At 67.0% G+C, this 15515-nt stretch carries 12 protein-coding genes; 1 reads left to right on the top strand and 11 read right to left on the bottom strand.

Annotation, left to right across the window (positions count from 1 at the left end; all coding sequences use genetic code 11):
• Positions 1-14 precede the first annotated feature (14 nt).
• Genes ACSQ9A_RS20405 through ACSQ9A_RS20380 form a run of 6 tightly spaced genes read right to left on the bottom strand, consistent with a single transcriptional unit; the run spans position 15 to position 8929 of the window.
• The gene (locus ACSQ9A_RS20405) at positions 15-2432 is read right to left on the bottom strand and encodes an efflux RND transporter permease subunit (RefSeq protein ID WP_436304933.1); all 2418 of its coding nucleotides are present in this window, start codon (positions 2430-2432) and stop codon (positions 15-17) included.
• Positions 2433-2455: 23 nt separating this feature from the next.
• On the bottom strand, positions 2456-3544 hold the full coding sequence (locus tag ACSQ9A_RS20400; RefSeq protein WP_436304932.1) for a WD40/YVTN/BNR-like repeat-containing protein: 1089 nt from the start codon (positions 3542-3544) through the stop codon (positions 2456-2458).
• Positions 3544-4902 carry a DUF1329 domain-containing protein gene (locus ACSQ9A_RS20395; protein ID WP_093102759.1) on the bottom strand — a complete coding sequence of 453 codons (1359 nt, stop codon included), beginning with the start codon at positions 4900-4902 and terminating at the stop codon, positions 3544-3546. The genes ACSQ9A_RS20400 and ACSQ9A_RS20395 overlap by 1 nt, the downstream gene beginning before the upstream one ends.
• Positions 4903-4924: 22 nt before the next feature.
• On the bottom strand, positions 4925-6613 hold the full coding sequence (locus ACSQ9A_RS20390) for a DUF1302 domain-containing protein (RefSeq protein WP_436304931.1): 1689 nt from the start codon (positions 6611-6613) through the stop codon (positions 4925-4927).
• A gap of 40 nt (positions 6614-6653) precedes the next feature.
• The gene (locus ACSQ9A_RS20385) at positions 6654-7421 is read right to left on the bottom strand and encodes a coniferyl-alcohol dehydrogenase (protein WP_436304930.1); all 768 of its coding nucleotides are present in this window, start codon (positions 7419-7421) and stop codon (positions 6654-6656) included.
• A gap of 32 nt (positions 7422-7453) precedes the next feature.
• Complete coding sequence (locus tag ACSQ9A_RS20380) at positions 7454-8929, bottom strand: benzaldehyde dehydrogenase (protein WP_436304929.1); 1476 nt, start codon at positions 8927-8929, stop codon at positions 7454-7456.
• Between the two features lie 260 nt (positions 8930-9189).
• Here ACSQ9A_RS20380 and ACSQ9A_RS20375 point away from each other — a divergent pair, with 260 nt between their 5' ends.
• A complete protein-coding gene (locus ACSQ9A_RS20375) occupies positions 9190-11019 on the top strand; it encodes a sigma 54-interacting transcriptional regulator (RefSeq protein ID WP_436304928.1) in 1830 nt (609 codons plus the stop codon).
• Positions 11020-11060: 41 nt separating this feature from the next.
• On the opposite strand, the gene ACSQ9A_RS20370 is transcribed toward ACSQ9A_RS20375, so the two are convergent.
• From ACSQ9A_RS20370 to ACSQ9A_RS20350, 5 genes are all read right to left on the bottom strand, one after another.
• On the bottom strand, positions 11061-11849 hold the full coding sequence (locus tag ACSQ9A_RS20370) for an SDR family oxidoreductase (protein ID WP_093102767.1): 789 nt from the start codon (positions 11847-11849) through the stop codon (positions 11061-11063).
• 51 nt (positions 11850-11900) lie between these two features.
• Complete coding sequence (locus tag ACSQ9A_RS20365) at positions 11901-12734, bottom strand: tripartite tricarboxylate transporter substrate-binding protein (RefSeq protein WP_436304927.1); 834 nt, start codon at positions 12732-12734, stop codon at positions 11901-11903.
• A gap of 182 nt (positions 12735-12916) precedes the next feature.
• A complete protein-coding gene (locus tag ACSQ9A_RS20360; protein WP_436304926.1) occupies positions 12917-13897 on the bottom strand; it encodes a D-2-hydroxyacid dehydrogenase family protein in 981 nt (326 codons plus the stop codon).
• 12 nt (positions 13898-13909) lie between these two features.
• The gene (locus tag ACSQ9A_RS20355; RefSeq protein ID WP_436304925.1) at positions 13910-14635 is read right to left on the bottom strand and encodes an RraA family protein; all 726 of its coding nucleotides are present in this window, start codon (positions 14633-14635) and stop codon (positions 13910-13912) included.
• Positions 14636-14643: 8 nt separating this feature from the next.
• The gene (locus ACSQ9A_RS20350) at positions 14644-15390 is read right to left on the bottom strand and encodes a transporter substrate-binding domain-containing protein (RefSeq protein WP_436304924.1); all 747 of its coding nucleotides are present in this window, start codon (positions 15388-15390) and stop codon (positions 14644-14646) included.
• Positions 15391-15515: the final 125 nt, after the last annotated feature.

Below are 15515 nucleotides of genomic sequence, written 5' to 3'. Positions count from 1 at the left end.
GTTGATCTCGGTTCTCAAGCGGGCACGGATGCCGGTTCGGCCGCAGGCCGCAGCACCGGTGCGGCGGGCTGCAACAGGAAATAGCCCAGCGCGGGCAACAGCACCAACGCGCCGACCATGTTCCACACGAACATGAAAGCCAGCAGGATGCCCATGTCGGCCTGGAACTTGATGGGCGAGAACGCCCAGGTGCCCACTGCCAGCGCCAGCGTGATGCCGGTGAGCATGACCACCCGGCCGGTGAAGCGCAGCGCGTGCGCATAGGCGTCGACCAGGCTCGCGCCTTCGCGCATGCGCGTCAGTGTGACGCTGAGCACGTACAGCGCGTAGTCCACGCCGATGCCCACGCCCAGCGCGATCACCGGCAGCGTGGCGACTTTCACGCCCATGCCCAGGCCCACCATCAGTGCCTCGCACAGCACCGAGGTCAGCACCAGCGGCAGCACCGCCACCACCACGGCGCGCCAGGAACGGAATGTCACCCAGCACAGCAACACCACGGCGGCGTAAACCCACAGCAGCATCTCGCGCATCGCCTGGTGCACCACGATGTTGGTGGCCGCGGCAATGCCCGCGCTGCCGGCCGCCAGCTTGAAGGTGACCTCGGGCGTGTTGTTGGCGGCGGCAAAGCGCTCGACTTCGGCCGTCACCCGCGACAGCGTCTCGGCCTTGTGGTCCTTCAGATAGACGTACAGCGCCAGGAACGAGCAGTTCTGGTTGAACAGCTCGCGCGGCGCGCGCGTCTGAACGCCGCCCAGCGCGCCCTCGTTGGGCAGCAGGTCGAACCACTTGAGGTTGCCCTCGTTGTAGCCCACCATTGCCAGCTTGGACAGCGCCGCCATCGAGTTGGTGGACTCCACGCCGGGCAATTGCTCCAGCCGCCAGGCCAGTGCGTCCATTTTCGCCAGCGTGCCGTAACGCGTGCACTGGTCCACTGGTGTGGTGGCCATCACGGTGAGGATGTCGGTGCTGGCGGCATAGTGGCCGATCAGGTAGTCGTTGTCTAGGTTGTAGCGCGCCTCGCGCCGCAGCTCGGGCGCACCCGGATCCAGGTCACCGATGGACAGGTGCAGGCTCATCGCGAAACCGGCGGCGGCGAGCAGCCCTCCCACGGCGACTGCGCCAACGGCCCAGCGCCTCGTGGTGAAGCGCTCCAGCAGCGACCACAGGCGCGAGCGCTGCGCATCGGACGCGGTTTCCAGGCGCAAGCTGCGCGCGGCTGCCTTGGGGCTCACGCCCAGGTAGGACAGCAGCACCGGCAGCAGCACGAGATTGGTGAAGATCAGCGCGGCCACGCCGATGCTGGCGATCAAGGCGAGGTCCTGGATGACCTTGATGCGGATGATGACCAGCACCGCGAAGCCCACCGCGTCGCACAGCAGCGCGGTGAGGCCGGCCACGAACAGACGCCGGAAGGTGTAGCGTGCCGCCACCAGCCGATGCGTGCCGCGGCCCACGTCCTGCATGATGCCGTTCATCTTCTGCGCGCCGTGGCTCATGCCGATGGCGAACACCAGGAAAGGCACCAGCACCGAATAGGGATCGAGCTCGTAGCCCAGCAGCGCCAGCAGCCCGAACTGCCACACCACCGCCACCAGCGAGCAGGCCACCACCAGCGCCGTGCTGCGCGCGCAGCGCGTGTAGCCGTATAGCACGGCACTGCAGATCGCCAACGCCAGCAGGAAGAACAGTAGCACCTGATGCAGGCCTTCGATCAGGTCGCCCACCACCTTGGCGAACCCGGTCACGCGGATCTGCAGCGCATCGTTGCCGTATTTGCCGCGCAGCGCTTCGATTCGGCGCGACAGCTCGCCGTAGTCGAGCGCCTGGCCGGTCTGCGGATGACGGTCCAGCAGCGGCACGAACACGATGCTGGACTGGAAGTCGGCGGCCACCAGCTGGCCGATCTCGCCCGAGCGTTCGACGTTGGCGCGCAGCTCGGCCAGGCTCGCGGGCGAGCCGTCGTAGGCGTTGGGAATCACCGGTCCGCCATCCAGCCCCTCTTCGGTCACCGCCACCCAGCGCGTGTTGGAAGTCCACAGCGACTTCATGAAGGGCCGGTCCACGCCCGGCATCAGGAAGATCTCGTCGTTGATCTTCTGCAGCGTGTCGAGGTAGACCTTGTCGAAGATGGTGCCCTGGCGGGCCTGCACGACCACGCGCATCGCATTGGCCTGGCCGCCCAGGTCGCCCTTGTGGGCCAGGTAGTTGACGATGTAGGGGTGGCCAGTGGGCAGCGTCTTTTCGAAGCTGGCATTGAGCTGCAGCTTGAGCGCCTGCCAGCCCAGCGTCACGGTGAGCAACAGGCACAGGGCCAGCACCCAAGGGCGGTGATTGAACAAGGCGCGTTCGACGGCCGAGCCGGAGCGCGCGTCGAAGTCTTCGATGCGCGCCACGACGGCCTGCGCGCTGGAGGGAGAGTCGGTATGCATGAGGCGTTAAAGCGGTTCTTTTTTCAGTCGAGCGGCGGCGCGGGCAGCCGGCGCATGCCGCGCAGGCTGGCCAGCACGAGGGCGCCGTCGGCGGCCACGGCGATACCGGCCACGGGCACGGGCTCGCGCGAGGGGATGCGGCGCAGCGCGGCCGTGTCCTGGCGCGCCAGCAGCAAATCGCCGGCCTGCGTCACCAGCGCGAAGCCGCCGCCCGGCAAGGCCGTGCCCGCGCCCACGGTCATGGGCGTGGTGCTGTCCAGCTTGTCCCAGTGCGCGCCATCGTCGCTGGAGCGAAAGGCCGAACCGCGCAGGCCGTAGGCCACCAGCGCACCTCCACGCGTGCGCAGCAGGCCGAAGAAGCTGCCCTTGTAGGGCGAAGGCAGTGGCGCGAAGGTGGCGCCGCCATCGACGGAGCGCAGCAGCAGGCCCTGCTCGCCCGCCACCACCAGCGTGCCGCCGGCCGCGCGCACGCCGTACAGGTGCAGGCTCTTGGGGTTGGGCAGCCGCCCGAGCCAGGGCTCCCAACTCTGACCGCCGTCCGCCGTGGCGAACATCAGGCCGTACGCGCCGGTGGCGAAACCGCGCTCCGCGTCGGTGAATTCCAGGTCGAAGAAGGGCTTGTCCGCGCCCTCCGTCACCAGCTGCTGCGCATGCTTGATCGCGGTAGCGTCGCCCGTGCGCTGCGCCGCCGCGGCGACCAGTGCCGCCGCGGCCATGCCATCGAGTTGCTTGTGCCAGCTCTGCCCGCCGTCATCGCTGCACAGGATGGTGCCCAGGTGGCCCGCCGCCCAGCCGGTGCGCTCATTGACGAAGCACACGCTGGTGAGCGTGGCCTGCAGCGGCACCCGGGCCTGTGCCCAGCGCGCGCCGTGGTCGTCCGACAGCAGCACCGTGCCGCGTTCGCCCACCGCCACCAGGCGCGTGCCTGCACGGCCCACTGCCAGCATGGCGGCGCCCAGCGCCTTGGGTGTGACCACCGCCGGCAACGACAGCACCGCGGGCGTGGCCGGTGCGGCACGGGCGCGCATCGGCAGCAGCGCGGGCACCGCACAACCGGCCAGCCCCACCACGGCCGCGCGCCGTGTCAGCCCGATGGGTGCCGCATCGGCCATCAGCGTCCGCCCTCGTTGGCCAGGGCTTCCGGGCTGAAGAATGTGCGCGGAATCGGCGGCAACAGCTCGTACTGCTTGCGCAGCTCGTTGGAGGCCATGTTCAGGTAATAGGCGCCGGTCTGCATGTCATAGCCGCCCCACAGCACGAAGCTGGTCACCGCCGGGATGTCCGGCGCGGTGAGCATCAGCGAATAGTTGGTGCGCCACAACTGGCCGTTGGCGTCCCAGCCGTCGAACAGCACGATCTGCCAGGAGTCTTCGTCGATGTAGTACTTGCGCTTGGGCACGACGTGGCGCTTGCCCGCAGCCAGCGTGGCCTCCACTTCCCACACGCGGTGCAGCTCCCAGCGCACCTGCGCCGGGTTGAGCGTATTGGGCGTGACCAGCTCGTCCACCTTGGCGGCGGCCGCGCGGTTGTTGTTGTAGGGGATGTAGATCTCCTTCTTGCCTACCAGTTTCAGCTCGTGCTTGTCGATCGGGCCGAACAGGTTGAAGGCTTCGTCGAACAGGCCAATGCCCGAGGTCACCGAGTCGGGCGTGTCGTAGGCGACCGAAGGCGCCTTGCGCACGCGGCGCTGGCCCACCAGGTATTGCCACAGGCCGCGCGGCACCGACTCGTTCATGCCGTCGTGCGCCAGGATGGCCTCGCCGGCCTTGGAGCCGGGCTCGGTCACGAGGAACTTGCCGAACTGGTAGTAGCCGTCGAACTTCTCGGCGCTGCCGTCCTTGTCGTAATAGGCTTGGCGCACCGTCTGCACACCGCCCGAAGCCATTGCACGCCGACCGTCGGACGTCACCACCCACACGCGAACGGGCATGGCGTAGTTGCCGCCCTTCCACGCCAGGCGGTGGTTCCAGATCGCCTCGTAGCCGTCCTTCGGAACGGGGAACGGAATGCCGCCCCAGGCGCCCTCCACGCCGTGGCCTCCATCCACCGTCTTGGCATGCGTCGCGTTCTTGAAGGTGTTGTCGTACACCGATTGCGGAGCCGCCGCGGTGCGATGCGTGGGATAGACGTCGATGCGGAAGTCGGGGTACTTCTTCATCAGCGCCTGCACGCCGTCGGTCAACTTGTCGGCGTACTGCGCCATGTTCTTGGCGTTGATCGACAGCACGGGCTTCTCGCCCGCGAACGGGTCGGGCCGCACGTCGCCGTTCTTGTAGCCGGGTGGCGCCTTGGCCAGGCCGCCGTCCCAGGTAGGGATGGTGCCGGCCTTGTTGCCGGCCTTCTCCGCGCCTACCGGGGTCAGCGTGGACTTGAGCTTTGCGGCCTCATCCGCGCTGACGGCGGCCTGCGCCGAAGCGGCGGATGCCAGCAAGGCGGCCAGCAGCAATGATTGTTTTGCGATGTGCATCATGGTGTGTCTCGATGAGTTTTTTTCAGAAAGTGCGGGAGACGGTGAACGACAGGTAGTTGCGGTCCTTCAGCGTCTGGCCATAGGACAACATGCGCGTGGGCGTGCGCGCGTCGGCGACCGTGAAGGTGTTCTCGCTGCCGAAGAAGGCGGTGTAGCTCAGGCCGATGTTCCAGGTGTTCTGGTACTTGCCCTTGATGCCGAGGGTCACATCGCCCGCATTGGTGGCGCCGCCCGCGAAGTTGAAGATCGCCGAGGAGCGGCCGCCGAAGTTGTAGCCCAGGCCCATCGGGATCGACAGGTCCAGGCCGGGCAGCACCTGGAAGTACTGCGGCTCGAAGATCATGCGGAAGGCGGCGGCCGAACGCGTGGTGTTGGGGTCCAGCCCGCCGAAGCCGGTCGTGCCCGGGTTCTTGGTGACGCTCATCACGCGGTTCCACGCCAGCTCGGCCAGCACCACGCCGCCGTCCCACAGGCCGGACTTCTTCAGCACGTAAATGCCCGACAGGTTCAGGTGGGCCGTCTTGCCGATGGCATAGCACGGGTTCGCCGCCGTACCATCGCAATTGACCGGCGGCATGAAGGGCGCGCCGCCCAGCACGGCCGGGTCGCTGGTGAGCGGCGCGTCGGCGCGCATCGAGCCTTCGAGCGCCCAGTTCAGCTGGCCGATCGACGACGTGACGCTGGCGCCCACGGTCTTGATGCCCTTGGCGTAAACGGTGTGCGCGTTGCCGTTGATCAGGTCGAACACCGGCACGGCCGGCGTCTTGTCGTTGTAGCGCGCCGCATAGAAGCCGTACTCGAAGGCACTGCCGGTCGGCGACCAGCGCAACTGCGCGCCGAACTGGCCGTTGTTGCCGGGCGTTTGGTTCTTGCTGTCGTCGGTGACCAGCACCGGCGGCAGCGGCGGGCCGAAGTACACGCGGCCGCCGCCGATGTAGTCCTGATTGGAGAAGTAGCTGCCGACCCCGGGGATCTTGCTGGGCCGCCACTTGAGCTGGTAGTAGCCGCCCAGCGTCACGCCTTCGGCCACCTGCAGCGTGCCGGAGATCTGCTCCACCGGCAGCAACACTTCCTTGAACTGCCAGTTGGGCACCGAGGCAATCTTGGCGATGTCCACCGGCCCTTGCGCCGCTGCAATGCCGTTCTGGCCGAAGAACAGGCTCTCGCCGTATTGCAGCGCGTGCTTGCCCACGCGAATGGAGGCGGGCATGTCGCCGAGCGATCCCTTGGCATAGACGAATGCATCGAGGAACTGTTGGCCCCGGCCGTGCTGGCTTCGCGTAGCGGGAATGAACTCGTTGGCCGCCTGGCCCAGCTGGTTGCTCACGCCCAGCGAGCCGTCGTTGGCGTTGGTGCCCAGGTACTTGGAGTCGTACCAGGCCGCGTGACTCAGGCGCACGCCCCAGTTGCGGTGGTTGAAGTCGAACTCGGTCAGCAGATCGAAGCGGTTGGAGACCACGCCTTTCCTGAAGTTGGCGTCGCCATCGTTCTCGTTGGTCACGCCGCCGTCGCCCCGCGCCGCGGGCGAGGTCAGCACGGCCGAAGGCTCCTTCAGCCGAGATGCCAGGCTGTACTTGGGCGTGAAGTCCAGCCGGATCTTGGCGTCGGGGTCGCTGGACTCCAGTTCCATCGACAGCGCCGGCAAGGCGCAAGCCAGGGAGCCTGCCAGGACCAGCGCTCGCGGGCGGAAGGGAATGAATGCAGATGTCATCGTGTCTCCTCGTCTCTCTATTTGTTGTGTGGATTGCGGCTCAGATGTAGGTCGATGCCAGTCCGCCGTCGACCGGGATGTTGGCGCCGCTGATCCAGCGCGCTTGGTCGCAGCACAGCCACGCGATCACCGGCGCGATCTCGTCGGCGAAGCCGGGGCGCAGCATGCGGTGCGCATCGGCCTGCACCCGCTCCTGGCCGAGCATGCTCACGAAGTCGCCCAGGATCGGCGTGAACACCGGACCGGGCGCGACGCAGTTCATGCGCACGCCGTGTTCCAGAAACCATTTCTGCGACTGCGTGGCGCTCCAGACGATCAGCGCTTCCTTGAAGTACTGGTAGCAGGTCTCCTGCGGCACGGGGTGGTCGCGCAGCCAATGGGCGCCGGCCTCGAAGCCTTGCGCGGCGGCGAGGGCCTTGTGCGGTTCCAATCGCTGCGGCCATTCGGCGCCGAGGATGGAGGCCACGTTGACGATGGAACCACCACGCGGGATGCGTGGCAGCGCCTGTTCAGTCAGATGGCGCAGCCCCAGGTAGTTGATGTCGGCGACCAGCTCGACTGGCGCCGTGCCGGGCACACCGGCGATGTTGCACAGCGCGTCGAAGCGATCGGGCAATTGCGCCACAGCCGCATCGATGGCGGCGACAGAACTCAAGTCGGCCTTGACGAAGCCGTCGAGCGTGAGGCTGGGGTCGTTGCGGTCCATGCCGATGACGCGGGCGCCGGCAAAGCGCGCGACGCGTACCACCTCGGCGCCAATGCCCGACGACACGCCGGTGACGACGATGGTCTTTCCTTGAAGCTGCATGAAATGTCTCCTCGGGGTTCAGTCGATAACACTCAGAACGGATAGGGATGCGGCGCCTGCTTGATGGTCAGCCACTGCCACTGGGTGTATTCCTCCCAGTCGGCCGGGCCGCCCACGCTGCTGCCGTTGCCGGCGATGCCAGGGCCGCCGAAGGGGTTAACGCACTCGTCGTTGACGGTCTGGTCGTTGATGTGGACCATGCCGGAGTTCAACTGCGCGGCAATCGCCATGGCCCGTCCGATCGAGGGCGAGATCACCGCCGAGGCCAGGCTGCCCTGGTGGTTGTTGGCCAGGGCCACGGCCTCGTCGTCGGTCTTGAAGGTGATGATGTTGGCGACGGGGCCGAACACCTCTTCGTCGTACACGCGCATGCCGGCCCTCACGCCCGCCAGCACCGTGGGTTTGTAGAACAGGCCGTCGCTGCTGCCGCCGGCCAGCAACTGCGCGCCGGCCGCGATGCTGTCCTGCACGATGGCGTGCACGCGGTCGCGCTGCCTGGCGTCGATCAGCGGCCCCAGGGCCACCTGGCCGCTGGCGCCGTCGCCCACCGGCAGGTGCTGGGCCTTCGCGACCAGCCGCTGGGTCAAGGCAGCGGCGATGCTCTCGTGCACGATGATGCGATTGGTCGCCATGCAGATCTGCCCCTGATGCAGGTAGGCGCCCCAGGCGGCATTGCTGGCCGCGATGTCGAGGTCGGCGTCTTCCAGAATGATCAGCGAGTTGGCGCCGCCCAGCTCCAGCGTGACCTTCTTCAGATGACGCCCCGCCAGTTCGCCGATGCGCCGGCCCACGGCGGGCGAGCCGGTGAAAGCGATCATCGGCACGTGCGCATCGGTCACCAGGGCTTCACCGGCGGCGGCGTCACCGGGCAGCACCTGCAGCAGGCCGGCGGGCAGGCCTGCCGCTTCGAACACGCGGGCGATCATGAAGCCGCCGCTCACCGGCGTGCGCGAGTCGGGCTTGATCACCACGCCGTTACCGGCCGCGAGGGCCGGCGCCACGGCGCGAATGGTGAGGATGAGCGGAAAGTTGAAGGGCGAGATCACGCCCACCACGCCACGCGGCACGCGCCGCGCCAGGCTGGTGGTGCCGCTCGCGCTCGGCAGGATCTGCCCCTGCGCCTGCAGGGGCATGGCCGCCGCCAGATGGCACAGGGTGATGGCCTCGCGCACCTCATGCTGTCCTTTGGGCAGGATGGCGCCGCTCTCTCGGGCGACATAGAGCGCCAGCTCGTCGAAGTGCTGCTGGAACAACGCCGCGGCCCGTTGGAACACCGCGGCCTTCTCACGCGGCGCAACCTGCGTCCAGCTTTTCTGCGCTTGCGCCGCGGCGGCCGTGGCCAGCCCCACGTCCTGCGCGTCGGCGATGCCGACGGCCGCCATCACCTTGCCCGTGGCCGGCTCGACGACGTCGCGCACACCGCCTGCGGATGCGACCCACCCGCCGTTGAACACCTTGCCGGTCCAGGCCGCCGCGTCCAGGAACGCCGGCTTCTCCGAAACACCCATGACTCACCCCTTGCGAAAAAAGTTGATCGGCTGGCCGCGGGTGGAAATGCCCGCGGCACTGCCTTCTTTTCGCAACGGGCATACCAGCGGCGCCGCGGCGGGGTGGGCCGACGCCGCTGCGCGACGCTGTTTTTCATTTGAGGATTAGGGGAATTCCCGGAGTCTTGATAGTTATCTTGAATAACTGGTTTACCCTGATCAGCGCTTTCATCAAATGATGAAAAATCGGTCACGCGTTTCACCAAACGATGAGCTCGAAATTGACCAAAGCCACTGCCTCACCGGTCCCGGAGCGGATCTCGCTGGCCGAGGTGGCGCGCGCCACCGGCGCCGCGCTGGGCCGTTTCGACGGCGCCGAAGTGGCGCGTGCGATGAGCCGCTTCGAGGCCTCGCATGTGAGCAGCGAAGAGCACCCGACGATTGCCGACATCAGCGAATGCCTGTTCTTTTCGCCCGGTGACGGCCGCATCTGGCTGCAGGATCAGCGCATGGTGCTTCTGCATACCGAGGCGCTGGGCTCCCTGCGGCGCGAGCTGATCGACAGCCTGGGCCAGGAGAAGGCCCGCGGCCTGTTCACGCGCGCGGGCTACGTCAGCGGCGCGCGCGACGCGCGGCTGGTGCGCGAACATTGGCCCGAGGCCGAGCCGGCCGCGGCCGCGATGGCCGGCACCCGCCTGCATGCCCTGGAAGGCCTGGTGAAGGTCGAGCTGGTGCACGCGCGCTATGACCCCGAGACCTCGGACTACGAGGGCGAATTCGTCTGGCACCACTCGAGCGAAGACGACGAGCACATCGCGGCCTACGGCATCGGCGGCTCGCCGGCCTGCTGGATGCAGGTGGGCTATGCCACCGGCTACGTCAGCACCCTGTTCGGGCGGCTGGTGGTGTTCCGTGAAGTCGCCTGTCGCTCGATGGGCGAGAGCCAGTGCCGCGTGATCGGAAAATCGGCGGAGCGCTGGGACGATGTGGAAGAAGACATGCGCTACCTGCGCGCGCGCGACTTCGTCGGAGTGTCGCAGTACGGCGACGCGGCGCCGCAGGCCGCGGAGTTGCCCACGCCGCCGCGCAAAAGCGACGCGATGGTGGGCGCGTCATCGGCTTTCAACGCGGCCTGCCACCTGTTGCATCGCGTTGCGCCGACCACAGCCACTGTGCTTTTTACCGGTGAGTCCGGCGTCGGCAAGGAAAAGTTCGCCAGCATGCTGCATAGCATCAGCCCGCGGCGCGACAAGCCCTTCGTCGCGGTGAATTGCGCGGCCATTCCGGAGACGCTGATCGAGTCCGAGCTGTTCGGAGTGGAGCGCGGCGCTTACACCGGCGCCGGCGCGGCGCGGCCGGGACGCTTCGAGCGCGCCCACGGCGGCACACTGTTTCTGGACGAGATCGGCACGCTGAGCTACGCGGCCCAGGGCAAACTACTGCGCACGCTGCAGGAGGGCGAAGTCGAGCGCGTGGGTGGCACGCGCAGCGTACAGGTGGACACGCGCGTCATCGCGGCCACCAACGTCGATCTGCGCCAGGCTGTGCGCGAGGGCAAGTTTCGCGACGACCTGTTCTTCCGGCTCAATGTCTTTCCCATTCACCTGCCGCCGCTGCGCGAGCGACGCGATGACGTGCCTCTCTTGATGAGCCATTTTCTGCAGCACTACGGCCGCAAGCACGACCGGCAGGTCACTGGCTTCACGCAAGCCGCTGTCAAGGCGCTTCTGAACTACGACTACCCCGGCAACATCCGCGAACTGCAAAACCTGATCGAGCGCGCCTTGATCGTCGCCCCCGAGGGCGGCCTGCTCGAAGTTCACCACCTGTTCACAAGCGGCGAGACGCTGGACAAGAACGTGCTGTCGGTACGACCGGATGGCCACTTGGCGGGCGTGGGCGCTGCCGGTGCCCCGACCCCGCAGGCCACGCCTGCAGGCCACGCCGTGCCAGACCGCGCCGGCTCCAGTTCATTGGGGCAAGCGGAAGAGGCGCTGATACGCCGTGCGCTGGAACAATGCGGGGGCAACCTCTCCGCGGCAGCGCGTGTGCTGGGCGTCACGCGTCCCCAACTGGCCTACCGTGCGCGCAAGCGCGGCATAACAAGCTGACGACCGCTTGCTCCTGTCGGCTCTGTGCCACTGAATACTTGCTAGACCACCATCGGCGTCAGAGCGCCGTCCATCGTGATGAGCGCCCCCGTCACATAGCTGGCACAGTCCGATGCGAGAAAGACGGCCGCGTTGGCAATCTCCTGAGGATGCGCGTAGCGACCCAACGGGATTCGGGCTTCGTTGGCCTTCAGCAGTTCTTCCTCGGGCTTGCCGGTCAGACGCGATTCCGTCTCGAGCGAGTTCTTCACGCGGTCGGTATAGGTCGCCCCCGGATTGATGGCGTTCACGCGAATGCCGTGACCGCCCCATGCGTTGGCCAGGCCCGCGGATACCAGCATCAAGGCCGCATTGGCCGCCCCGCCCGGCAGGTGCATCGCGCTCGCGACCTTGCCACCCGTTCCGATGATGTTGACGATCGATCCCGCGCGCCGCGCGACCATCGACTTCAGCGCCGCGTCCATCGCGTGCACGTAGCTGAAGTATTTGGCGTCCATCGCGGTTCGCCAGGCCTGCGCGTTCAGTTCCGCCGGCACGACGCGCTTTGCGCCGCCGGCCGAGTTGACCAGCACGTCGATCGGGCCGAGCGCCTCTTCCACCTGCGCGACTGCCGCGAAGGCGCTGCGCGGGTCGATGAAGTCCGCCACGGCGCAAAGTACGTCGAAGCCTTCCCTGGCCAGTTCGGCAGCGGCGGCGCGCAGGTTCTCCTCGCTTCGCGAAGCGATCGCCACGCGCGCGCCCTCGGCCGCAAAGGCCCGCGCGCATGCCAAGCCGATGCCTTTGCTGCCGCCCGTCACCAGGACCACCTTGCCTTGCAGATTCAGATTCATCTCGATTCTCCTCATTGAACGCGCCGCACCGGCACCGCACTGCGGCGCCTATTACTCGGCCTTGATGTTCGCCTCTTTGACCACCCGGGCCCAGCTTCTCAGATCGGATTCGATGACGGTCGCCATCGCTTCCGGCGTGCTCGAACGAACCTCGATTCCTTGCTTGGCAAGCACTGCCTGGACGTCCGGCATGGCGAGGACGCGCATGACATCGGCATTCGCCTTGCGGATCACATCCGCAGGCGTCTTCGCCGGCGCGACGAAACCCGCCCAGATGTCGACGGAAAAACCGGGCAGGGCTTCGCCCACCGTCGGCAGCTGCGGCAGCGACGCATAGCGCGTTGCGCCCGTACCGGCAAGCAGCCGCAGGCGCCCGGACTCGATATGCGGCAGCAACGCATTCGCCTGGCCAAGGAACAGATCCACGCGCCCCGCGAGCAGGTCCGGCAGCGCGGCCTGTGCGCCCTTGTAGGGAACGTGCTGGATCGATGTTCCGCTCATGCTCTTGAGCAACTCGAGCGAGAAGTTCTGCGGCGAACCCGGTCCGCCGGAGGCGTAGGTGAGTTGTCCCGGCCGCGCCTTCGCAAGCGCCAACAATTCCTTGACGTTCTTGGCCGGCAGTGCCGGATGGACCACGAGCAGGTTCTGCACGGAGATCGCAAGACCAAAGGGGGCGAAGTCCTTGACGGGGTCGTAAGGGACCGCGCCGAGCAACGGCGCGAAGACCAGCACGCTGTTCGGGGCTACCAGCCAGGTGTAGCCGTCCGCGGGCGCGTGCGCCACGGCCTTGGCCGCAATCGCCCCGCCGGCGCCCGGCTGGTTCTCCACGATCACCGGCTGTCCCCAGATTTCCTGGAGCTTCTGCGCCACGGTGCGGGCGAGCACGTCGGGACTGCCGCCTGGCGTGAACGGCACGACGATCTTGACGGGCTTGTTCGGATAGGGCTGCGCAACGGCAAACCCAGGGATGAGGCTCGACAAGGCAAACGCTACGAAAGCGCAGAAGCGCCATGAGCACATGTGTATGTCTCCCAATCAATTCGGCCGTACGGCGAGCATCCGGTCGATCAGGCCCGGAGTGTGCGCAGCACCTCGGGGTTGTGAACGGCGATCGGCTCGCCGGCCTCGAAGGCCAGGATTTGCCGAAACGCGTTCCCGTAGGCGATCTCGTGATTGTCGATCTCGACGTAGCCGATGTGCGGGGTGCACACTGCATTGGGAAGCGATAGCAACGGGTCGGCGGCGCCGAGGACTGGTTCGTGGTCCAGCACGTCGACCGCCGCCATCCCCGGCCTGCCTGCCTTCAATGCAGCCACCAGCGCGCCAGGGTCGATCAGTTCCGCACGGCTGGTGTTGACCAGCAGCGATGTGGGTTTCATGCGTGCCAGGTCGTCGGCCGTGACTCTCCCGCGCGTGTCGTCGTTGAGCCGCAAGTGCAGCGAGATCACGTCGCAGCGCTGGAAGAAGTCGGCGCGGTCTCTTGCCATCGCGAGCCCATCGCCCTCGGCCGCGATGCGGCTGCCTTCGCGCCCCCACACGAGCACCGGCATCTCGAAAGCCTTGGCGTAGCCGGCGATCACTTTTCCGATGCGGCCGTAGCCGAGGATGCCCAGCGTGCGGCCCCGCAGCCCCCGTCCTATCGTGCTCTGCCAGCGCCCCTGCTTCAGCGCTTCGACTTCAAACGGAATGTGGCGCAGGGCCGCAATCATCAAGCCCCATGTCAGCTCCGCTGCCGCGTAGGAGGGCCGCGACGTCAAGGTCGCACTGACGAGCACGCCATGACGCGTGCATGCCGCAAGGTCGATGTGCGGAACATGGCCGTTCTGGCTGATCAGCTTGAGCTTCGGCAGGCGTTGCAGCAGCGCCTCGCCGACCGGCGTTCTCTCGCGCAGCAGCACGATCGCTTCCGCGTCCTGGAGCCGATCGGCGAGCACATCGAGGTCGCTCACGTAGTCGGTGTAGATGGTGACGGCCTTGTCCGCGATCAGGCTGAAGCAGTCCAGCTTGCGGACAACGTCTGCGTAGTCGTCGAGGATGGCGATGTTCATGGGTGATCCGCTTCAGGCGTTCGTCGGCAGGTCCGCGACGGGGAGGCCTTCGTCGATGAGCCGGCATTTGCGCTCCTCGGCGGCGGCCTTCTTCAGGGCGAGTTCCAGCACTTCGCGCGCCCTGGCTCGAGGAATGAAGCAGACGCCGGTGTCGTCGGCGAATGCGATGTCCCCCGGAGAAACGCGAACGCCGCCGATGTTCACGTCGCCGTTGATCTCGACCGTCTCGATGCGCCACTTGCCTGTCATCGGCGTCACTTCGGTGGCCCACACCGGGTAGCCGACGTTTCGCGAGTGCGGCACGTCGCGGATGCCGCCGCTGACGATCGCGCCAGCCTCGCCCTGGCGCTTCCCGGTCTGCGCCGAGATGCCGCCCATGTTCGAGACACCCGCCACTCCGTCAATCACGATGACATCGCCCGACTCGGCCAGGTTGTGCGCTTCGAACTCGGCCATCCCGTTGACCTTTGCGCGGGCAGCTTCATACGGGTGCTCGCGCAACGCGATGTTGCGCACTGTCAATGCAGGGCCGACGATGCACGCGCCTGCCATCGTCGGCCTGAACCAGCTGGCGGGCAGCACGCCCGTGATGCCGAGTTCGTCCATGATGTCCGACAGGATGCCGCTTGCGTCGCCGAGCGAGCGGAAACCGGCGATCAGATCAGGGTCGGGTCTGGGGAGCGCCGTCATGAGGATGCGCTCGGGCGCGATCTTTCCAGTGAGCTTTCGTTCTGCCATTGCGCGTCCTATCGGGTTGTGCGGCCGCGCGGCTCGGCCGGTGCGACGTCGAGTCCATCCACGCCGCTGCGCAACACCGAATCCGCCAGGAAGCCGCTCGCGCGCAGGTCGTCCAGCGCCGCGTTGATCCACTTCAGTCGATCACTGCGGTCTAGAGGAACTGCGATCGCTTGCGGTACGCCATAGAAGTTGTCGGGCAGCAGCCGAAGTCCCGATGCGTCTCGCGTATTGGCTGCCAGTCGCTGCCGGTTGCCGGCAAAGGCAATCACGCTTCCGTCCGTGAGCCATTGGACGGCCTCTCGCAGCGTGTAGTCGGGCGTTGCACGAACACGCGCGGCGCCCAGCCGCTCTTGCAGCCATACGCCCACACTGTCGTCCGTGTTCACGCCAACTGCTTGTGTGGCACCGTCCAGGTCCCGGACCGACTGCATCTTCGAGTCGGCGCGCACCAGTGCACTCTGTTGCACCAGCATGTACGTCTGGGAGTAGAGCGCCGTGCCCTTTCGCTGCGGATTCGGGGCTACGAATCCGATGTCGGCCGATCCGCTTCGCACTGCTTCCAGGACATCAGCCGCCGTCGCGAGAGGTGCAATGGCCGTCGGCACGCCCGCTCTGCGACCCAGCTCACGGGTGAGATCGGCCACCACGCCCGAGACGACGCCGGTGGCGGGATCGCGGCGCGCCTGCGCCAGGTTGGCGACGATGTATGCAGCTCGCAGCTGGCCCGTGGGTGCCATGACCGGTTCGGCGGCCATGACGGTTCCAGCGAGCAGCGACATAAACAATGGAGAGTAAGTAGCCAGCCTGATCATGCAATATCGCGCTTTCAGCGTCCGCCGTATTTCTTGCACGCATCTTCACCCGCATGGATGCACGCGTC

It is taken from the genome of Variovorax sp. LjRoot290 (assembly GCF_964253985.1).
GTDB lineage: Bacteria > Pseudomonadota > Gammaproteobacteria > Burkholderiales > Burkholderiaceae_C > Variovorax.
Note: the sequence above shows the minus strand (reverse complement) of the source record. Positions and strands in the feature narration are given on the sequence as shown.